Genomic DNA, 19,472 nt, shown 5'->3' on the forward strand with positions numbered 1-19,472 from the left:
TCCCGCGGTTGCCGATCCGCCGGCCGGTGTGCAAACCCATCCAGTCGTTTCCGGGGTGCCGGTCCTGGAAATGAAGGCCGCCCGTATAGCCGCCGCCGTCGAAGAATTCAAGAACGCATTCACGAACGTTCGATATTTTTACGCGACGAAATGTAATACCGATCCCGGGGTGCTGCGCGTGCTGCACGCGGCCGGCAGCCGTTTCGAGGTGGCCTCGGTCGACGAGATCAACATTCTCCGGTCGCTCGGTATCCGCGGCCAGGATCTGCTGTTCAGCAATCCGGTGCGGGCCCGCGAACAGACCCGGCAGGCGGCGCTCGCCGGGGTCTACCGGTTCGCCGTCGACTCGCTGGAGGAGCTGCACCGGGTCGCCGAGGAGGCGCCGGGCAGCTGCGTCTACGCCCGGCTGTCCACGGGCGACCGCACCAGCCTGGTGCCCAGCGAGGGGAAGTTCGGCGTCGACGTGCCCGGCGCGGTCGAGCTGCTGGTGCAGGCCCGCGCGCTCGGGCTGGTGCCGTACGGCATCACCTTCCACATCGGGTCGCAGTCGCTGATCCCGGCCGCGCTCACCGGGCCGCTGGAGGACGTGCACACCGTCCTGGCCAGACTCGTCAGCCACGGCATCCGCCTGCAGATGGTGGACATCGGCGGCGGGTTCCCCGCGGTGTACGACCAGCCGGTGCCCTCGCTGGCGACGTTCGGCCGGGCCACCGCCGCCGGGATCGCCCAGCTGCCGTACCCGGTGGAGGTCTTCGCCGAGCCGGGGCGCTGCCTGGTCGCCGAGGCCGGGACGTTCCGCTGCCGGGTCATCGGGGTCGCCCGGCGGCCGTCGGGCTGGTGGGTCCACACCGACCTGGGCGTGTTCAACGGCATGATGGAGGTGCTGGAGTCCGGCGGCGACCTGCGTTACCCGATCTGGGACGGGCGCGGGTCAGTGCCGCGGCGAACCTGGCACATCACCGGCCCGACCTGCGACGGGCAGGACACGTACGCCCGGGATGTGCCGCTGTCGGCGGACCTGCGCGAGGGCGACGAGCTGTTCATCGGCTCGGCCGGCGCCTACACGACCGTGTACGCCTCCCGCTTCAACGGCTTCGCCAAGCCGCGCGTCGTGCTCACCTGACCCGGCACCGTCCGGCCCGGACCACCTCCCTAAAATTCCGGGGGGCGCCACCCGGCGCGGTGAGGGTGGGGCATGGCGCACGCAGGCACGGTACGACGGCATCGGCGTACGCTCGCGGCCGCCGCCGGGGTCCTGGCCCTGCTCGCGGGCGGTGGCCTGCTGCTGGCGCGGCAGCAGGCGGCGCGGCCGGCCGCGCGCTGGGTGCAGTCGCCCGCCCCCGCGGTGCCGCTGTCGAAGCCGCCGTTCACCGTCGCGCCGGTGCACGGCCGGCTCGGTGAGGTGGTCGCCACCAGGCTGCCGGCCAGCCCCGGCGCCGAGTGGGTGCTGTCGTTCGTGCCGCCCCTCGGCGAGCGGACGCCGGACCTGACGATCTCGCTGTCCATCGGGGAGCGCGACCCGGACGGCACGATCACCGAGACGCTGGCGATCTCCGACGACCGGCTCACCGACCACGCGCCCGGCTTCCACCCGATGCAGGCGCCGATGCAGCTCGACGGCGGCCTGATCCAGCCCGCGTTCGGCTACTACGTCGGCCGGCCGGCCCGGATCACGGCGGTGTTCGACGACGTGACGACCGTGGCGGCGCAGCTCGCGCCGTGGAGCGCGGACCCGGACGTGACGATCTTCTGGTTCGATCCGCGGGAGGGCGCCGTCGAGGAGGTCGCCGAGCTGGGCGCCTTCGACGCGACCGGAGCCCGGATGCCCGACGGCACCATCCGGGTCAGTTACTTCTAGGGACCGCCGCATTCTCAGATGGCGGCAATTCGGTCAGCGACAAAGTTCCAGCCGCGCCCGGACGCTCTGGGGGACGTCCCGGCAGGGGGTCGCGGTGCCGCCGCCGATCACCCGCCAGGAGCCGGTCAGCTCCGAGTACCGGAAGACGACCGTCGCGCCGCCGCCGGCGGCGGCCGGTGCGGTGCGGGCGAGGGCGTAGGTGGCGTAGCAGTCGATGTCGGCGAGCTCCTCGGGCTCCGCGGATGCCGCGAGGCGCTGGTGGAGGTCGCTGGCGCGCAGGGCGGTGAGCAGCCGCGACGCGTGCACCGGGCAGCCGTCCTCGGCCGGCATGCCCTTCACCCCGGCCGCGCCCGTCGGCGGCGGGCCGGGCTCGGGCTGCTCCGCCCGCGGCGGGAGTGACGGGGGCCGGCCCTCGACGAACGGGGTGGGCGTCGCGGCGACGGCGGCGGCCGCCGGATCCGCCCGGTGCTGCCCCGCCAGGGCCATCGGCACCCCGAGGGCGGCGACGGCGACGGTGGCGCCGACCGCCAGCGCGGCGGTCAGCCGGCGGCGGGTGCGCGGCGGGGCACCCGGCACGGCGGCTCCGCTGCGCTGTCCCTGGACGTCCTCGGTCACCGGCTGCTCCTTCCGCACGGGCGCACGACCCTCGGCCGGGGCGCGGCCGTCGGTGTGCGGATGCAGATTACCGGCCGCGGCGGAAGGTGCCGCCGGCTAGTCGATGCCGTTGCTCCGGCAGAGCTTGGCGTAGGCGCCCGCGCAGACCGTCTTCCGGTCGACGAAGCCGTCCTTGATCACGTCTTCGATGTCCTTCTTGAAGATCGCCAAGGGGGTCAGCAGCACCGCCGGGACGTAGCCGCCGGACTGCGGGTCCTTCACCCGTTTCTCCGCCTTGGCGGGCTGGTCCTTGAAGAGGCTGATCGCCAGCTTCGCGGCGGCGTCGGCCTCCTTCTTGATCGGCTTGTAGACCGTCATGCACTGGTCGCCGGCGAGGATGTTCTGCAGGCCCTGCACCTCGGCGTCCTGGCCGGTGACCGGCACCTGGCCGTTGCGGCGCTGGCGCTTGAGCACGGTGATCGCCGCGTTGCCGAGGCCGTCGTTGGCGGCCAGCACGCCGTCGATCCGGCCGTCGGTGTCGGCGATCATCTGGTCGAAGATGAACCGGCCCTCGTCGTTGTTCCACCGGGGCACCGACTGCTCCGGGCCCTTGCGGAAGGTGCCGTTGTCGTAGCGTGGCTGCAGGACCGAGTCGTAGCCGCTGCGGAACAGGGTGGCGTTGTTGTCGGTCGGCGCGCCGTTGAGGTAGGCCACCCGCGGGTTGTCCACGCCCTTGGCCTTGAGGCAGCGCACCAGGCCCTCGCCCTGCAGCTGGCCGACCTTGACGTTGTCGAAGCTGACGTAGTAGTCGGCGTTGCCGTTGAGGGTGAGCCGGTCGTAGTCGATGGTCTTGACCCCGGCGGCCCGGGCCTTGTCGAGCACCGTCTTGCCGCTGACCGCGTCCAGGCTGACGATCATCAGGACCTTGGCGCCGGTCTCGATCATCGAGTCGGCGATGCGGATGAACTCGTCCGCCTTGCCCTGCGCGTTCCGGATGTCGACCTCGACGCCGGCCTTGTCGAAGGCCGCCTTGAGCAGCTTCGGGTCGTCGCTGCCCCAGCGCTGCGACGTCGAGGTGTCGGGCAGGATGACGCCGACCTTGGTGCCGTTCTTCCCGGCGGCGGCCTTGTTGTTGTCGTCGTCGGTGCAGGCGGTCAGGCCGCCCAGCGTCAGCACACCTGCTGTGGCAACGGCCACCAGCTTTTTACGCACCCTCGGTCTCCTCCCACGGCAGAGCGGGGCCAGGCTAGCAGCGTGGGGCAAGGCAAGGATCGGGTCGTGATCTAAGTCCTATTCCGGGTCTTACCGCCGGACGCCCACCCCGGCCAGGGTGACCGAGGAGGCGGCGTCGGCCATCGGCGACGTGCCCGGGTCGGGCTGCCATTCGGGGCCGTAGACGATGCCCGGCTCGACCAGCTCCCAGCCCTCGAACAGCGTGGCGAGCGCGGCGCTGTCCCGCATGATCAGGGCCGTGCCGGTGCGGCGGTAGAGGTCCGCGATGCGGTCGAGCATCTCCGGATCGATGCTCGCGGTGGCGTGCGAGACGGCCAGCACGCTGCCCGGCGCCGCGGCCTCGCGGTAGTTCAGCAGGGCGGCGGTCAGCTGCGGGCTGTCCGGCAGGAAGTGCAGCACCGCGCCGAGCAGGACGCACACCGGCTCGGCGAAGTTGATCACCTTGCGCAGCTCCGGGTCCGCCAGGATCGCCCCGCTCTGCAGCAGGTCGTACTGGATCGCCACGGCGTCCGGGTCGTCCCGGGTGATCGCCGTGGCGTGCAGCACGGCGGTGGGTTCCCGGTCGACCAGGCCGAACCGGGCGTCGGGCCGGATCGACCGGACGACCTCCCGCACATCGCCCGGCGCCGGGATGCCGGCGCCGAGGTCCAGGAACTGCCGGACGCCACGGCAGACGGCGTACCGGGCGGCCCGGCCGAGGAAGGCCCGGTTCTGCCGGCAGATGGCCGGCAGCTCGGGCAGCAACTCGGCGGCGCGGTCCGCGACCGCCCGGTCGGCGGCGAAGTTGTGCACCCCGCCGATCCAGAAGTCGTAGATCCGGGCCGGGCTCGGCCGGTTCGGGTCGATCGCCGGGCTCTGCATGGCGCCACCCCTCCACCGATTCGCCCAACCTCAATGCATTTCGCCGCTTATCACCCTACGTTGAGGGATGCGGGTGGGCAGCCGGATCGGGGGGATGGTGTGTCACTCGAGTCCCTGACCGGTCTGCTGGTCGACGAGGCGCCGGACGCGGTGATCATCAGCCGGGCGGACGGCACCGTCGCGCTCGCCAACCGCCGGGCGCACGGCATGTTCGGCTACCCGGACGGAAGCCTGGTCGGCCGGTCGGTTGACGACCTCGTACCGGACGAGGTCCGGGCCGTGCACCCGCAGCACCGGGCCGGCTATCTCACCAGTGCCCATCCCCCGCTGCGCCGCCTGCCGCTGCGCGGCCGGCGCAGCGACGGCACCGTCTTCCCGGTGGAGGTCTCGCTGGCCGCGGTGACCGCGCCCGGCGGCGACATGTACGTGACCGCCGTGCTCCGGGACGACACCGCGCACCGCGAGGCCGCGCAGGCCCGGGCGCTGCTGGCCGCCATCGTCCAGTCGTCGCACGACGCCATCGTCACCACCGACCTCGACGGCGTGGTGCTCACCTGGAACCCCGGCGCGGAACAGCTCTACGGCCACAGCGCCGCCACCATGGTCGGCTCCCGGGTGGACCGGATCATCCCCGCGGACCGGAAGGTCGACGAGGACGAGGTGCTCGCGCTGGTCCGCCTCGGCGGCCGGATGGACCGCTACCGCACCCACCGGCGGCACGCCGACGGCTCGACGATCGCGGTGTCGCTGCTGGTCTCCCCGCTGCGGGACGCCACCGGCACGATCATCGGGGTCACCACCACGGCCCGCGACATCAGCGACCGGGAGGTGGCCGAGGCGCGGGTGCAGGCCGTCCTGGACGCCGCGCCGGACGCGCTGCTCGGCGTCGACGCGGCCGGCCAGGTGGTGCTGGTCAACGCCGAGGCGGAGCGGATGTTCGGCCACCCGCGGCACGACCTCACGCACATGTCCGTCCGGCGGCTGCTGCCCGACGGCCTGCCGCCGGCCTCGGCGGTGCTTCGCACCGGCGGCGACTCCACCCCGCTGGACACCGAGATGCTCACCGGCGCCGCCGCGCAGGGCTGGGCGACCCGGAACGCCCGGCACCGCGACGGCAGCGACCTGCCGGTGGAGATCTCCTGCAGCGCCCTGGACACCGGCACCGGGCTGATCGTGGTGGCCGCCGTCCGCGACATCACCGACCGGCTCGCCGCCCAGGCCGAGCAGCAGGCGCTGCGCGCGGAGGCCGAGCAGCAGAAGCTCGAGGCCCGGTTCCAGCGCACCCAGCGGCTGGAGAGCCTGGGCCAGCTCGCCGGCGGCGTCGCGCACGACTTCAACAACCTGCTGGCGGTGATCCTCAACTACGCGGCGTTCATCGTCGAGGACGGCGAGGGCACCGCGTTCGCCAAGGACGCCGAGCAGATCGCCCGGGCCGCCCGGCGCGGCAGCGAGCTGACCCACCAGCTGCTCTCCTTCGCCCGCCGCGAGGTGATCCGGCCCCGGCCGCTGGACGTCAACACCGTGGTCACCGAGGTGCACCAGATGCTGCTGCGCTCGATCGGCGAGCACATCACGCTGGCGACCCGGACGGCGCCGGAGCTGCCCGCCGTCATGGCCGACCCGGGCCAGCTCGAACAGGTGCTGGTCAACCTCGCGGTCAACGCCCGCGACGCGATGCCGGCCGGCGGTCACCTCACCATCGACACCGCCGCCGTGATCGTCGACAGCGACCACGCCGCCGGCCGGGCCGGGCTGCACCCGGGCCGCTACGTGCGGGTCCGGGTCTCCGACACCGGTACGGGCATGCCGAAGAACGTCATCGACAAGGCCTTCGACCCGTTCTTCACCACCAAGCCCAACGGCCAGGGCACCGGCCTCGGGCTGGCCACCGTGTACGGCATCATCACCCAGTCCGGCGGCACGGTGCAGATCTACTCCGAGGCGGGCCTGGGCACCACGATCACGGTGCTGCTCCCGGTCACCGACGAGGAGGTCACGACGGAACCGGCCCTGCCCTCCCCCGCCGAGGTCGACGGCAGCGGCACCACGGTGCTGGTGGTCGAGGACGAGGACGCGCTGCGCGAGGTCACCGAACGCATCCTGGTGCGGGCCGGATACACGGTGCTGACCGCCGCCGACGGCATCGCCGCCCTCACCCTCGCCCACGCCCACCCGGACCGGATCGACGTCCTGCTCACCGACGTGATCATGCCGGGGATGCTGGGCCGGGACATCGCCGACGCGGTGGTGGCCGCGCGCCCGGACACCCGGGTGCTGTTCATGTCCGGCTACGCCCAGCCGGTGCTGACCACCCACGGGACGCTGAGCGCGGACGTCTATCTGCTGGAGAAGCCGTTCACCAGCGCCGAGCTGATGCAGGCGCTGCAGGAGCAGTTGCGGCGCTGACCGGGTCCGTGCACCAGCATCTGAGGGAGCGCCGGCCGACGGGTGTTGTGACGGAATAGTCACCAAGGGTCCGCTTGTCCGGCGTTGGTAGCTTTCCGTCCCGTGATCATCCGTCGGCCCTTCCGTCCCCGTCCGGAAATCCCGTCCGTGGCCCCGACGTTGTCGCGCCGGCGCCTGCTGCGGGCCGGGCCCGGGCTGGCCGGGGCGTTGGTGCTGGCCGGTTCCGCGACGGCGGCACCGGTGCCGGCGCCCCGGGCCACCACCGCCCCGCGGCCCGCCGCCCCGGAGCCGTCCGCCACCCCGTCCGCGCCCGCGCCGGTCCGGCCGCTGCGGCACCCGATCCACACGCTCAGGGACTACCGGCGGGTGCTGCCCGGGCCCGCGTTCCCCGCGGACGCGGTCGCGCTGACCATCGACGACGGGCCGCATCCGGTGTGGACGCCCAAGATCCTGCGGTTGCTCGACAAGCACCACGTACCCGCGCTGTTCTGCATGATCGGCAACCAGGTGCTCGGCCACGAGGCGGTGGCCCGCAGCGTGGTCCGCGACGGGCACCAGGTCGCCAACCACACCTGGAGCCATCCCACCGAAATGGCCGGGCGGCCGGCCGCCCGGATGCGCCGCGAACTGCACCGGGCGCAGGAGAAGATCTACGACACCACCGGGTACGCGCCGGCACTGTTCCGCTCCCCCGGCGGTGACTGGTCGCCGGGGCTGCTGCGCGCCGCGGCCCGGGCCCGGATGGTGCCGCTGGACTGGAGCGAGGACCCGCGGGACTGGTCCCGGCCCGGGGTCGCGGCGATCACCCGGCGGCTGCTGTCCGCCCGGCCCGGCGAGATCCTGCTCTGCCACGACGGCGGCGGCGACCGCTCGCAGACGTACGCGGCGCTGCGCACGGTGATCCCCGCGCTCGCCGCGCGCGGCCTGCGGTTCGTGGCCCTGGACCACCGCCACCCGTAACGCCCAGGTCCCCTGCCGGGTGGACAGGAAAGGTATCCGCGTCGGCCAGGGAGCGGCGGCGCTCCCCTGAGCACCGGCCGGCTGTTAGGTTCGGATCTTTATCTCGGCCCGACCCACCGCTCAGGAGCCTTGTGAAGATCCTCGACGAAGTGTCGCGAACGCTCAACGAATTCCTGCTCGTCCCCGGCCTCACCACCGCGGCGTGCACCCCGGACACGGTCGACCTGGGCGCGCCATTGGTGCGCCATCGCGTCGGTGAGCCCGCCGCCATCCGGGTCGCCACCCCGCTGACCAGCGCGATCATGGGCGCGGTGTCCTCACCGCGGCTGGCCATCGCGCTGGCCCAGTGCGGCGGGCTCAGCTTCGTCCACCAGAATCAGCCGGTCGCCGCGCAGGCCGCCATGGTGCAGGCGGTCAAGCGGCACAAGGCCGGTTTCCGTTTCTCCGACATCAACATCAAGCCGTCGGCAACGCTGGGCGAGGTCGCGCTGCTGCTGGAATCGGCCGAGCGCGACGTCGCGGTGGTCACCGACGACGGCAGCCCGCACGGCCGGTTCGTCGGTCTCATCTCGACCGACGACTTCCATCCGCGCCGCCACGACCTGGGCGGCTCGGTGGCCACCCGGATGCGCCCGGCCGCCGGGCTGGTCACCGCGCCGCCGACGGTGACGCTGTCGGAGGCGAACACGCTGATCTGGGACCACCGCCTGGACGTGCTGCCGGTGGTCGACGCCGACGGCCTGCTCCAGTCGATCGTGCTGCGCCGCGACTACGAGCTGCACAAGCGGTTCCGCAACGAGTCGATCGACGCCGACAAGCGGTTCCGGGTCGGCGCCGGCGTCAACACCCACGACTACCGCGAGCGCATCCCGGCGCTGGTCGAGGCGGGCGCGGACCTGCTCTGCATCGACTCGTCCGACGGCTACTCGGTCTGGCAGGCCGACACGCTCGCGTTCGTCCGGGACACCTACGGCGACGACGTCCGGATCGGTGCGGGCAACGTGGTGGACGGGCGGGCGTTCCGCTACCTGGCCGAGGCGGGCGCGGACTTCGTCAAGGTCGGCATCGGCGGCGGCTCAATCTGCACCACCCGCGACCAGAAGGGCATCGGGCGCGGGCAGGCGTCGGCACTGATCGATGTGGTGGCCGCGCGGGACGCGTACGCCCTCCAGACCGGGGTGTACGTGCCGCTGTGCTGCGACGGCGGGTTGCTGACCGACGCGCACATGGCGGTCGCGTTCGCCATGGGCACCGACTTCGTGATGCTGGGCCGTTACTTCGCCCGCTTCGACGAGAGCCCGTCGCCGCGGGTCCGGGTCGGCGGCCAGTTCTTCAAGGAGTACTGGGGCGAGGGCTCGAACCGGGCCCGCAACGTGTCGCGCTATGAGCACGGCGGCGGGAGCCGGCTCACCTTCGAGGAGGGCGTCGACGGGTACGTGCCGTACGCGGGCAGCCTCTACGACAACGTGGCCCTGACCATCGCCAAGCTCAAGGCCACGATGATCAGCTGTGGGGCCACCGACCTGCCGGGCTTCCACCGCGACGCCGTGCTGGTGCCGGTGAGCCAGCAGAGTTTCCTGCAGAACAGCGCGGAGATCCAGCTGCGCGACCGCCCCAGCGACGCGGGCCGCTGACGCAGCCGTCCGGGCCCGCGAGCACCTTCCGGGCCCGGACGTTCAGTGGGTCTTGTCGGTGACCGGCTCGTCCACGGTGAACCGGCGCAGCGCCGGTGTCGTCGCCGCGAGCAGGCTCGTCGCCGCCACCCCCAGCAGCCCGCCGATCGCCAGGGACGCGCCGCCCGAGGTCACCGTGGCGACCAGGCCCGCCCGCAGGTTGCCGAGCTCCGGGCCGGCCGAGCCGACGATGTGCTCCAGCGACGCCACCCGCCCCCGGTACGCCGCCGGCGTCGACGACTGCACCACCGTGCCCCGCGACACGACCGCCCAGGTGTCCGCGCCGCCGGCCACCGCCAGCAGCGCGAGCACCACCAGCAGGTGCCCGCTGAGGCCGGCCAGCCCGAGCGCCACCGCCCAGGTCGCGCCGCAGGCCAGCAGCACCGTGCCGGGGTGGCGGCGCCGGGTGGCCAGGCCGGACAGCACCGAGGCGAGCACCCCGCCGGCGGCGACGGCCGTGGTGAACAGGCCGAGGATCTCCGGCCGGCCGCCGAAGCGCTCCTCGTTGATCATCGGGAACAGGGCGACCGGCATGGCGAGCAGGGTGGCGGCCAGGTCGGCGAGGAACGCGCCGCGGACCTCCGGGGTGCGCACGGAGAAGCGCAGCCCGTCCCGGATCGCCCCCGCGCCCGGCCGCCCGGCGGCGCCCTGCACGCCCCTGGGCAGGCCGGCGATGCCGATCAGCGCGCAGCCGAAAGTCAGCGCGTCGATGACAAAACACCAGGTCGTGCCCCATTGCGCGGTGATCAGGCCGGCCGTCGCGGGGCCGAGCAGCATGGCGATCTGGAACGACAGGTGGGTCAGCGCCAGCCCGGCGGCGAGCCGTTCGCCGCTGAGCAGGGCCGGGATGAAGGTGCGCTTGGCCGGCCCGCCCAGCGCCGCCAGGCCGGAGGCGACCCCGGTGAGCACCAGCATCAGCGGCACGCCGCCCACGTCCGTGGCGGCCACCCCGGCCATCCCGGCGCTGATCACGAGCTGCCCGTACGCGCAGGCCAGCGCCAGCAGCCGGCGGTCGACGTGGTCGGCGAACGCGCTGCCGGCCAGCGCCAGCACGATCAGCGGCACGGCGCGGACCAGCCCGACCAGCCCGACCATGGCGGCGCTGTGGGTGTGTTCCCAGGTGTAGTAGACGACGGCGAACCCGCCGAGCTGCCCACCGAGCCCGGACGCGGTGGTGCCCAGCCACAGCCGGCGGAAGGTCCGGTTCTCCCGCAGCGGTCGCAGGTCGACGAGCGAGTCGAGCAGACTCACAGGTGGTCACGCAGGCGCCGGGCGAACGGCCGGGTCGCCAGCGCGGCCCGGATGTCGGCCACCACCCGCATGATCGGGTACGGCAGCTCGGCGTCGAGCGCCAGCACCGTCGCCTCGGTGGCCCGCCACTCCGCCTGCAGGAACGGCACGATCTCGCGGGACCGGGCGGTGAGCTGCACCCGGCGCGCGCGACCGTCGCTGTCGGCGGCCGCCTCGACCAGGCCCGCCTTGCGCATCGCGGCGACGGTCTGGCTCATCGCCGAGTGGGACACCTGGCGGCGCTCGGCGAGCCCCTTGATGGTCAGCGGCCCGGAGCGGGAGAGCTCGATGATCGGCCCGACGAAACGGGTGCGGACACCGTCGATGCCGGCCTCGGCGTACAGCCCGGCGATGTCGGCGTCCATGTCGCCGAGCAGGCGGAACAGCGGGCCGTAGTAGCTGCTGTCGAGCAGGTCCGGGGTGGTCATCGGGAAACTATAACAGCGCTTATACAATTTGCCGGCGGCCGGCCGCGCGCCACTGCGCCGGGGTCGTCCCGTGCTCGGCCCGGAAGCGCTTGATGAAGTAGCTGACGTCGGGCCAGCCGACCTGGCGACTGATCGCCGCCACCGTCAGGTCGGTCTCGGCCAGCAGCACGCGGGCCTGCTGGAGGCGGCGCTGCGTGATCCACTGCTGCACCGTACGGCCGGTCTTGCGCCGTACCACCGTGGTCAGGTGCCCCGCGGTGAGCGCGAGGTCGGCGGCGACGTCGGCCAGCGAGATGGGCTCGTGATAGCGCCGCTCGACGACGTCGAAGACGGCGGCGAGCAGCGGCTCGTCGGACGACCGCAGCTGGTCGGCGACGGCGGCCGGCAGCCGGGCCGCGGCCACCAGCAGCAGCGTCAGATGCGCCAGCGCGGCCTCGTGGTAGCCGTCGCGCCGGGCCCGCAGTTCGGCGTCGAGCGCCGCGAAGCGCGCGGTCCAGCCGGCCCGGTCGGCGGGCGGCACGCGCAGCCGCTGGGCCCGGTCGGCCCCGAGCGCGAACGGGAACAGCAGCGGGTGCGCCCGCCAGGAGGAATGCGCCCCCGGGGTGCCCGGCCGCAGCACGTCGGTGGGGAACCACACCACCCACCCGTCGCTGACGATGTCCGCGTGCCCGACGGGGAACGACACGACCTGCCCGGGCGCGATGACAAACAGGTCCCCGTCGGTCACCGTCCACATGCGCCCGTCGAGGCGCACCATCCCGGCGGCCCGGTGGGCGTAGAACAGCACCAGGAAGTCGTGCGTGTGCGCGCCGTCCGCCGGCAACCGGCCGGCCGGCCCGTCGTCGGGCAGCCGGGTGACGGCCACCGGCGCGACGCCGGGGCCCCGGCCGTAGCCGTAGACCGGCACCCCCGGCCCGGTCACGCCGATCGGGACCGCTCCCGAAGATTGTCGCACTGCCGCCACGAATCGGCCGTTGTCCCTTGCCGCTGAACGCATGAAGCTGAGAGTACGACCGAACTTCGTCGGATGAACAGGAGCGAACGATGACCGGACAGACGCACGCCGGCGCCCGGCGGGACTACCTCCCGGCGATGGGACGGCACTGGCTGCTGCCGCTCTACGACCCGTTCACCCGCCTGGCGGGCGTCGGGCGGATCTATCGGCAGCTGCTCGACCGCGCGCACCTCACGGACGGCGCGGACAGCCGGCGGATCCTGGAGATCGGCTGCGGCACCGGCAATCTGCTGACCACCCTCGGCCGGCGCCGGCCGGAGCTGGCGACGGTGGGCATCGACCCGGACCCGGCGGCCCTGCGCAAGGCCCGGCGCAAGGCGGCCCGGCGCGGCCTGCAGATCCGGTACGAGCAGGCCTTCGCCGACGAGCTGCCGGTCGCCGACGCGAGCTTCGACCGGGTGCTCTCGTCGTTCATGCTGCACCACCTCGAGGAGGACGAGCGGCTGCGGACGCTCCGGGAGGTCCGGCGGGTGCTGCGCCCCGGCGGGGAACTGCACGTCGTCGACGTCGACGGCACGCCGTCCGGGCACAACCGCCGGCACCAGCATCCCCGGGTGGCCGGCAGCCGCCCCGAGCTCGTGCTGGCCGCCCTGCGGGAGGCCGGCCTGGCCGAGGTGGCCGAGAACGGCCGGCACCAGGCCCGGTTCGGCGGCTATGTGTTCTACCGGGCCACCCGGCCGGACGGGGAGCCCGCCTAGGGACGCGGGCATGGCACAGACCGACCTGCGGCGGGAGCCGCGCGACCGTACGCCGCGGCGGCCGACCCGCTCGACGTGATCCTGCCGGACGGGCATCCGCGGGCCGCCGCGATGGTCGGCGCGTTCCTGTTGGACGGGCGGACCGCGGCGAACGTCGTCGCCGGTGGTGCGGTCGTGCCGGCCGGCACGGCGTACGCGGAGAACCGGTTGCGCGGCCCGGCGCCCACGCCGGGCCGCGACGCCGGGAGCCCGGTCAGCGGTGAGCCGGCCCCACCGGTACGTCACCGCGCAGGGTGATCCGGTGCATGACCCGGCGGTCGGTGCCGTAGTCGCGGTTGGCGTAGTGCGAGGTGCTGCGGTTGTCCCACATCGCCACGTCGCCGGCCCGCCACCGGTGCCGCACGATGTGCTCCGGCTTGGTCAGGTGGGCGTAGAGCAGGTCCAGGATCGCCCGGCTCTCGAAATCGGACACGCCGGTGACGTGCGAGGTGAAGCCCGGGTTGACGAAGACGCTCTTGCGGCCGGTCTCCGGATGCACCCGGATCACCGGGTGCTCCACCGGGTCGAGCCGGGTGACGATCTCACCGTCCCACTCGTTGCCCTGCCCGCCGCGGCGCTGGGCCAGGTAGTAGCCGAACTCGCGGTTGCCGTCGTGCACCGCGGTCAGCCCGTCCACCAGATCCCGCACCGCGGGGCTCAGCGAGTCATAGGCAAGCTGACCATCGGCCCAGTTGGTGTCGCCGCCGCTGGGCGGGAGCGTCACGGCGCGCAGGATCGAGCCCAGCGGCGGGCGGCGCATGAACGTGACGTCGGTGTGCCACACGTCGGCGAACCCGTTGTCGGCACTGTCCAATGCGTACACCTCGGGGTGCGCGGCGTCGACCCCGCCGACCACCGGGTGCGACGCGGTGAGCTCGCCGATCCGGCGGCCGAGCTCGACCTGGCCGTCGTCGTCGAGGCGCTGGTCGCGGAAGAACAGCACCTTGCGCTCGACCAGTGCGGCGCGCACGGCGACGATCTGCTCGTCGCTCGCGGCGCCCAGGTCCAGACCGTGCACGATGGACCCGAAGTGCGGGCCGAGCGCCTCCAGCTCGAGCTGCACAGCGGTAATGGTCATGCGGTGACTCCCTCTCCGATGGTCGCCGCGGCGCGCACGGCATGGCCGATCTCCGAACGCAGTGCGGCGTAGCCGGGCAGCCCGCGCAGCTCGTCCGGCGCGACGCCGGTGCGCGGCAGGTCGATCGGCAGGTCCAGCGCGACCCGGCCGGGCCGCGCGCTGAGCACGACGACCCGGCTGCCGAGGAAGACGGCCTCGTCGACGCTGTGGGTCACGAAGACACAGGTACGCCCGGTGTCGGCGCTGACCCGCCGCAGGTCCTCCTGGAGCCGCTCGCGGGTCAGCGCGTCCAGCGCCGCGAACGGCTCGTCGAGCAGCAGCAACGGGTTCGGCGCCGCGAGCGCCCGGGCGATGGCGACGCGCTGCTGCTGGCCGCCGGAGATCTGCCAGGTCCGCCGGTGCGCGACGTCGTGCAGCCCGACGCCGGCCAGCAGGTCGCGCACCCGGTCGGCGCGGTCGGGGATGCCGGCGTACCGCAGCGCCAGCTCGACGTTGCCGCCGACGGTCATCCACGGGAACAGCCGCGGCTGCTGGAAGACCAGCCCCGCGCCGCGCCCGGGCACCGGCGCGGCGCCGCCGGTGCGGACCGTGCCGGCGGTCGGCTGCTCGAAGCCGGCGATCAGCCGCAGCAGCGTGCTCTTGCCGCAGCCGGACGCGCCGACCAGCACCAGGAACTCCCCGGCGGGCACGCTCAGGCTGACCGGCCCGACCGCGGTCACGTCGCCGTAGGCGTGTTCGACCCCGTCCAGCTCGACGGCGGCCGGGTCAGCCGAGGACATCGGGCAGTCCCTTGACGTAGATGGACTTCTGCACGGTGGCCAGGTCCGGCACGGCGTCGATCTTCTGCTGGCTCTTGAGGAACTCCGACGCGCTGACCAGGTTGCCGGCGAGCTTGCCGACCTTGGCCTCGGTGCCCAGCCACTCGTCCGACGCCAGGTCCGCGGGCTTGAGGAAGACACCCTGGCTGAGCTGGCGCTGCGCGTCCACCGGGCTCAGGTTGAGCTCCTGGCCGACCGCCTTGGCCGCGGCGGCCGGGTCGTTCGCGATGATGTCCAGCGCCTGCGCCTCGACCTTGCGCCAGGCGTCGACCGCCTCCGGGTGCGCCTGGATGAACGAGGTGCTGACCACGCCCAGGTCCAGGGTCGGCTTGCCGGCGGTGGCCAGCTGCTTGCTGCTGATCAGCACCTTGCCGTTCTTCTTCAGCTCGTCCAGCGACGGCAGCCAGGAGTACGCGGCGTCCAGGTCACCCCGGGTCCAGGCGGCGAAAATGTCCTGCGGCTCGAGGTCCACGATGGTCACCTCGGTTTCCTTGACCCCGGCCTGGCTCAGCGCGGCGAGCAGGCTGTAGTGCGCGGTGGAGGCGAACGGCGTACCGATCTTCTTGCCGCGCAGGCCGGCCACGTCGGTGACCCCGCTGCCGTTGCGGGCCACCAGCGCCTCGTTGTCACCGGCCACGTCCAGCACGAACGCGACCTGGTACGGGATGTTCAGCGGCGCCGACAACCCGCGGGCCACCGGGCTGGACCCGATCGCCGCGATGTCGATGCTGCGGCCCAGGAACGCGGTGTTGATGCTGGCGCCGGAGTCGAACTTGGTCCAGGTGATCTTGTAGTCCGGCAGCGCCTTCTCGAGCAGGCCCTGGTTCTTGACGATCAGGTCGCCGCTCGGGAAGGCCTGGTACGCGATCCGGATGCTCTTGTCCGCCGCGCCGGAACCACCGCCGGCGGCACCGTCGCCGCAGGCGGCCGTCGCGAGCAGCGCGGCGACGGCAAGAACGGAAAGGAGTTTCTTCACTGGGGTTCCTCTTAACTACGGCCGCGCCACGGGATCAGCCGGTTCTCGGCCGTCCGCAGCAGGGCGTCGATGAGCAGGCCGGAGAGGCCGATGGCGAACAGACCGAGCACGACCACGTCGGTCTGGGAGTAGCGCTGGGCGTCGCGGATCAGCCCGCCGATGCCGGGGACGCCGTTGATGGTCTCGGCCGCGACGACCGAGGAGTACGCGATCCCGACCGCGAGCCGCGCGCCGGTGAAGATCTCCGGCAGCGCGTTCGGCAGCACCACGTCCCGGGTGGTCTGCCAACGTCCCGCCCCCAGCGCCCGGGCCGCCTCGACCAGCCCGGCCGGCGCCCCGTGGACGGCGGCGGCGGTGGCCACCGCGACCGGCGGCAGCGCGGCGATGGACAGCAGCCACAGCTTGGGCGTCTCGTCGATGCCGAACCAGATGATGAACAGGCTGAAGTAGGCCAGCGGCGGCAGCGCCCGGACGAACGTGACCACCGGCTCGACGACGATCCGCAGCCAGCCGATGGCGCCCAGCAGGATGCCGAGCACCAGCCCGCCGCCGATGCCGATGAGCGAGCCGATCAGGATCCGCCGCAGGCTCACCCCGAGGTGCTCGACGAGCAGGTGGCCGCTGTAACCGCGGACGCCGTCGTGGGTGGACGAGGTGACGACCAGCTGGTGCCACACGGCGGCCGGGGCCGGGATGAAGGTGGGGTTGCGGACCAGCCGGGCCGCTACCTCCCAGAGCAGGTACAGCGCGACGAGCGAGACCAGCCGCAACAGCAGCCGACGCCGGCGCCCGCCGCGGGTGGCCGGGGCCGGGCGCCCGGCGACAGGCGTGCCGAGGCCGGGGGCGGCGGCGGCCGGCGCCGGTGGTGCGGACACGGAGGTGGTCACGGTTCACTCCCACGGGGCGGCGGATCTGGCCTGCTATTCCTATAGGCTCAATATGGTTTAGGCAAGCCGTCGTCCCGCTGGCTGGAAGCGAGCCGGTGGCCGGATCGGGTCGCCGCCGCCGGGCAGACGTCGCGTTTGCTCTTCCAGGATCGTCGACCTCGGGCGTCCGCGTCCCCCGCCTTGTGGATCAATAGGTCTCGCGCCGCCATTGTGTTTACCTGGCTGAAATGCCCCATTGCGCAAAGCGCGCGCGTCGGCCGTTCGGTCAGTCATCGCCGACCCCAGGCGCCGGAATCGACCGGAGGGTGCCGCATTCCGACATTGAAAGCCGCCTTAACGAGGGGTTAAGGTGGCCGCACCGGCCACATGGGACATGCGGCGCGGCGGACCTGGCACGCTACCTGCGAATGCGGGGGCGGAAGCGCTTTATGGATCACGATATGCCGACCGGCTCCGGGGCGGAATCGATCCCGCGAACGGTCGAGGGCTGCGGCTGTACGACCACGGGGAAGGATTCACGCATGTATATGCGTCGGGGCCTCATCGCTTCCGGACTGCTGTCCACAATGATCGTTCTCAGTGCGCCCGCCGGTGGCTCCGCGACCGCCGGCGGTCACGTCCACGAGCACGTCCACGAGCACGCCCAGGCGCCGGCCCCGGCGCACGCCCACCAGCTCGACGACGCCGAGCACCTGGCGGAAGACCTGGTGGGCACGCCGATGCGGGTCATCGAGGAGCGGACCGCCCAGAACGCGGCGCGGATCCAGCGGGAGACCGGACGGCGCCCCGGAACGGCGCGCACCGGGGCGGCCGTGGCCGCCGACCCGGGACAGTCCGGATCGTGGAGCCCGGTCGTCGGCACGCCCGTGGTCCCGGTGTTCGAGGCGGTGCTGCCGAACGGCAAGGTGCTGATCTGGGATTCCGTCGGCGACAAAGCCGCCGAGTCCTATCCTGATCACGACTTCACCCGGGCGATGGTGTGGAACCCGGCGGACAACACGCACAAACGGGTCGACCTGCAGGGTTCCAACATTTTCTGCGCGGGATTCGCCCATCTCACCAATGGCAACATCCTGGTGGCCGGCGGGAATGCCGACGCGAAACTCGCGGGCACGGTCCGGACCTACGTCTTCAACTGGCAGACCGAGACGTGGACCCGCGGCAAGGACATGGCCGCCGCCCGCTGGTATCCGTCGGTGGCGGAAACAGCCATGGGCGAAGAAGTCATCATCGGCGGTGGCCCGGCGACCGCCGAGGTGTACCAGACCAACGGCAGCATCCGCGCGCTCACCGGCTTCACCAAGTACAGCGCGCGGATCTACCCGTACCTGGGCTCGCGGCCGGACACCCAGCTGGGGTTCATCGGCCCGACCGCGACGAGCTACACCATCACCACCGCCGGGAACGGCATCATCACGGCGACCAGCACGCGGGACAGCATCAACCGGGACTACGGGAGCTTCGCGCCGTACGACATCGGCAAGTCCCTCGTGGTGGGCGGTGGCAACATCACCGAGGGCGGGGTGGCGAAGGTTCCCACCCGTACCGCGGTCGTGCTGAACAGCAACACCGGGCTGGCGCCGACGGTCGCCGCGACCGGGTCCATGTCCGTTGGGCGGCGGCAGCTCAACGCGACCCTGCTCGCCGACGGTTCGGTGCTGGCGACCGGCGGCATGACCAGCGCGGCGACCTCGGGCCTGGTCGACCTGAACCACGCCGCGACGGCGGCCGAGCGCTGGGACCCCGCGACGGGCCAGTGGACGGTGCTGGCCGGCGCGAGCCGCGTCCGGCAGTACCACTCGACGGCCGCGCTGCTGCCGGACGGGCGGGTCATGACGGGCGGCGGCGGCATCTGCGGCGTCTGCATGACCGTCGGCTACCTCGAGAAGAACATCGAATACTTCACCCCGCCCTACCTGTACGCCAAGGACGGCAGCGGTGAGCTCGCCACCCGGCCGGTCATCTCCACCGCGCCGGCGAGCGTGGGCGTCAACACCGCCTTCACGGTCTCGTCCCCGCAGGCCGCGACCGTGTCGAAGGTCGCGCTGATCGGGCTGGGCGACGTCACCCACGGCGTGGACCAGGGCCAGCGGTACGTCCCGCTGAAGTACACGGCCGACGGCACGACGCTGACGGTCACCGGCCCGCCGAACGGCGGCGTGGCCCCGCCCGGCTACTACATGCTCTTCATCTTCGACGCCGACGGGGTGCCGTCCGTGGCGAAGATCGTCCAGGTGGCGAAGGGCCCGAACCCGGTGCTGAGCCCGGTCAAGAACAGCACCGGCCGGTGCGTCGACCTGCCGTCGTCCGCGCTGGCGATCCGCACCTACCTGCAGGCGTACAACTGCAACAACACCAAGGCGCAGGCGCTGACCCGGCTGCCCGACGACAAGACGGTACGGGTCCTCGGCAACTGCCTCGACGTGCCGTCACGCAACTGGGTGGCCGGCCAGAAGGTCTGGACCTTCCTCTGCAACAAGACGGTCGCGCAGACCTGGCAGTTCGGCACGGACGGCACCATCCGGCCGACCGGGAAGACCACGATGTGCCTGGCCGCGGCGTCCTCGGCGAACAGCGCGGCGATCCAGCTGGCCACCTGCAACGGCGCCGCGCTGCAGAAATGGACGTGGTAGCGGGGGCGGCCGCGGATTGGTGACC

At 72.7% G+C, this 19,472-nt stretch carries 18 protein-coding genes; 8 read left to right on the forward strand and 10 right to left on the reverse strand.

What is annotated here, in order from left to right; genetic code table 11:
- Positions 1-70 precede the first annotated feature (70 nt).
- Entirely contained in the window at positions 71-1,123 is a 1,053-nt protein-coding gene (locus tag ACIBQZ_RS03465) for a type III PLP-dependent enzyme (protein ID WP_396087351.1), read from the forward strand.
- 72 nt (positions 1,124-1,195) lie between these two features.
- Positions 1,196-1,858 (forward strand): hypothetical protein, encoded by a 663-nt coding sequence (locus tag ACIBQZ_RS03470; RefSeq protein ID WP_396086849.1) that lies wholly within the window; start codon positions 1,196-1,198, stop codon positions 1,856-1,858.
- Between the two features lie 33 nt (positions 1,859-1,891).
- On the opposite strand, the gene ACIBQZ_RS03475 is transcribed toward ACIBQZ_RS03470, so the two are convergent.
- From ACIBQZ_RS03475 to ACIBQZ_RS03485, 3 genes are all read right to left on the reverse strand, one after another.
- Positions 1,892-2,473: a hypothetical protein gene (locus tag ACIBQZ_RS03475; RefSeq protein ID WP_396086850.1), complete on the reverse strand. Its 582-nt coding sequence runs from the start codon at positions 2,471-2,473 to the stop codon at positions 1,892-1,894.
- A 96-nt stretch (positions 2,474-2,569) separates the two neighbouring features.
- The gene (locus ACIBQZ_RS03480; RefSeq protein ID WP_396086851.1) at positions 2,570-3,664 is read right to left on the reverse strand and encodes a sugar ABC transporter substrate-binding protein; all 1,095 of its coding nucleotides are present in this window, start codon (positions 3,662-3,664) and stop codon (positions 2,570-2,572) included.
- A 90-nt stretch (positions 3,665-3,754) separates the two neighbouring features.
- On the reverse strand, positions 3,755-4,546 hold the full coding sequence (locus tag ACIBQZ_RS03485) for an SAM-dependent methyltransferase (RefSeq protein ID WP_396086852.1): 792 nt from the start codon (positions 4,544-4,546) through the stop codon (positions 3,755-3,757).
- 99 nt (positions 4,547-4,645) lie between these two features.
- Here ACIBQZ_RS03485 and ACIBQZ_RS03490 point away from each other — a divergent pair, with 99 nt between their 5' ends.
- The 3 genes from ACIBQZ_RS03490 to ACIBQZ_RS03500 all read left to right on the forward strand — a co-directional run bounded on the left by ACIBQZ_RS03490 (position 4,646) and on the right by ACIBQZ_RS03500 (position 9,546).
- Positions 4,646-6,952, forward strand: a complete 2,307-nt coding sequence (locus ACIBQZ_RS03490; protein ID WP_396086853.1) for a PAS domain S-box protein — start codon at positions 4,646-4,648, stop codon at positions 6,950-6,952.
- Positions 6,953-7,099: 147 nt separating this feature from the next.
- On the forward strand, positions 7,100-7,912 hold the full coding sequence (locus ACIBQZ_RS03495; RefSeq protein WP_396086854.1) for a polysaccharide deacetylase family protein: 813 nt from the start codon (positions 7,100-7,102) through the stop codon (positions 7,910-7,912).
- Between the two features lie 131 nt (positions 7,913-8,043).
- Positions 8,044-9,546: an IMP dehydrogenase gene (locus ACIBQZ_RS03500; protein ID WP_396086855.1), complete on the forward strand. Its 1,503-nt coding sequence runs from the start codon at positions 8,044-8,046 to the stop codon at positions 9,544-9,546.
- Positions 9,547-9,588: 42 nt separating this feature from the next.
- Here the strand turns inward: ACIBQZ_RS03500 and ACIBQZ_RS03505 are convergent, their stop codons facing one another.
- From ACIBQZ_RS03505 to ACIBQZ_RS03515, 3 genes are read right to left on the reverse strand one after another with little or no spacing between them, the layout of a single operon-like run.
- The gene (locus ACIBQZ_RS03505; protein WP_396086856.1) at positions 9,589-10,836 is read right to left on the reverse strand and encodes an MFS transporter; all 1,248 of its coding nucleotides are present in this window, start codon (positions 10,834-10,836) and stop codon (positions 9,589-9,591) included.
- On the reverse strand, positions 10,833-11,303 hold the full coding sequence (locus ACIBQZ_RS03510) for a MarR family winged helix-turn-helix transcriptional regulator (RefSeq protein WP_396086857.1): 471 nt from the start codon (positions 11,301-11,303) through the stop codon (positions 10,833-10,835). Before ACIBQZ_RS03510 ends, ACIBQZ_RS03505 begins: the two co-directional genes overlap by 4 nt.
- Before the next feature lie 19 nt (positions 11,304-11,322).
- The gene (locus ACIBQZ_RS03515; protein ID WP_396087352.1) at positions 11,323-12,210 is read right to left on the reverse strand and encodes an AraC family transcriptional regulator; all 888 of its coding nucleotides are present in this window, start codon (positions 12,208-12,210) and stop codon (positions 11,323-11,325) included.
- A gap of 137 nt (positions 12,211-12,347) precedes the next feature.
- On the opposite strand from ACIBQZ_RS03515, the gene ACIBQZ_RS03520 reads away from it, so the two are divergent.
- Positions 12,348-13,016: a class I SAM-dependent methyltransferase gene (locus tag ACIBQZ_RS03520; RefSeq protein ID WP_396086858.1), complete on the forward strand. Its 669-nt coding sequence runs from the start codon at positions 12,348-12,350 to the stop codon at positions 13,014-13,016.
- A gap of 75 nt (positions 13,017-13,091) precedes the next feature.
- The gene (locus ACIBQZ_RS03525; protein ID WP_396086859.1) at positions 13,092-13,313 is read left to right on the forward strand and encodes a hypothetical protein; all 222 of its coding nucleotides are present in this window, start codon (positions 13,092-13,094) and stop codon (positions 13,311-13,313) included.
- On the opposite strand, the gene ACIBQZ_RS03530 is transcribed toward ACIBQZ_RS03525, so the two are convergent.
- The 4 genes from ACIBQZ_RS03530 to ACIBQZ_RS03545 are packed head-to-tail and all read right to left on the reverse strand — an operon-like array spanning position 13,270 to position 16,814.
- Positions 13,270-14,133, reverse strand: coding sequence for a TauD/TfdA dioxygenase family protein (locus tag ACIBQZ_RS03530; RefSeq protein ID WP_396086860.1), 864 nt, complete (start codon positions 14,131-14,133; stop codon positions 13,270-13,272). The two genes, ACIBQZ_RS03525 and ACIBQZ_RS03530, sit on opposite strands and share 44 nt — an antisense overlap.
- The gene (locus ACIBQZ_RS03535) at positions 14,130-14,912 is read right to left on the reverse strand and encodes an ABC transporter ATP-binding protein (RefSeq protein ID WP_396086861.1); all 783 of its coding nucleotides are present in this window, start codon (positions 14,910-14,912) and stop codon (positions 14,130-14,132) included. The genes ACIBQZ_RS03530 and ACIBQZ_RS03535 overlap by 4 nt, the downstream gene beginning before the upstream one ends.
- The gene (locus tag ACIBQZ_RS03540) at positions 14,899-15,927 is read right to left on the reverse strand and encodes an ABC transporter substrate-binding protein (protein ID WP_396086862.1); all 1,029 of its coding nucleotides are present in this window, start codon (positions 15,925-15,927) and stop codon (positions 14,899-14,901) included. Before ACIBQZ_RS03540 ends, ACIBQZ_RS03535 begins: the two co-directional genes overlap by 14 nt.
- 11 nt (positions 15,928-15,938) lie before the next feature.
- Positions 15,939-16,814, reverse strand: a complete 876-nt coding sequence (locus tag ACIBQZ_RS03545; protein ID WP_396086863.1) for an ABC transporter permease — start codon at positions 16,812-16,814, stop codon at positions 15,939-15,941.
- A 521-nt stretch (positions 16,815-17,335) separates the two neighbouring features.
- On the opposite strand from ACIBQZ_RS03545, the gene ACIBQZ_RS03550 reads away from it, so the two are divergent.
- On the forward strand, positions 17,336-19,447 hold the full coding sequence (locus ACIBQZ_RS03550; RefSeq protein WP_396086864.1) for a galactose oxidase-like domain-containing protein: 2,112 nt from the start codon (positions 17,336-17,338) through the stop codon (positions 19,445-19,447).
- Positions 19,448-19,472: the final 25 nt, after the last annotated feature.

Origin of the sequence: Actinoplanes sp. NPDC049599 (genome assembly GCF_044465625.1) — a bacterium.
Classification (GTDB): Bacteria; Actinomycetota; Actinomycetes; order Mycobacteriales; family Micromonosporaceae; genus Actinoplanes.

Coding starts and splice junctions, on each gene's coding strand:
- ACIBQZ_RS03465 (WP_396087351.1), top strand. CDS start 71: ATGAAGGCCGCCCGTATAGCCGCCGCCGTCGAAGAATTCAAGAACGCA.
- ACIBQZ_RS03470 (WP_396086849.1), top strand. CDS start 1,196: ATGGCGCACGCAGGCACGGTACGACGGCATCGGCGTACGCTCGCGGCC.
- ACIBQZ_RS03485 (WP_396086852.1), bottom strand. CDS start 4,546: ATGCAGAGCCCGGCGATCGACCCGAACCGGCCGAGCCCGGCCCGGATC.
- ACIBQZ_RS03510 (WP_396086857.1), bottom strand. CDS start 11,303: ATGACCACCCCGGACCTGCTCGACAGCAGCTACTACGGCCCGCTGTTC.
- ACIBQZ_RS03520 (WP_396086858.1), top strand. CDS start 12,348: ATGACCGGACAGACGCACGCCGGCGCCCGGCGGGACTACCTCCCGGCG.
- ACIBQZ_RS03530 (WP_396086860.1), bottom strand. CDS start 14,133: ATGACCATTACCGCTGTGCAGCTCGAGCTGGAGGCGCTCGGCCCGCAC.
- ACIBQZ_RS03535 (WP_396086861.1), bottom strand. CDS start 14,912: ATGTCCTCGGCTGACCCGGCCGCCGTCGAGCTGGACGGGGTCGAACAC.
- ACIBQZ_RS03550 (WP_396086864.1), top strand. CDS start 17,336: ATGTATATGCGTCGGGGCCTCATCGCTTCCGGACTGCTGTCCACAATG.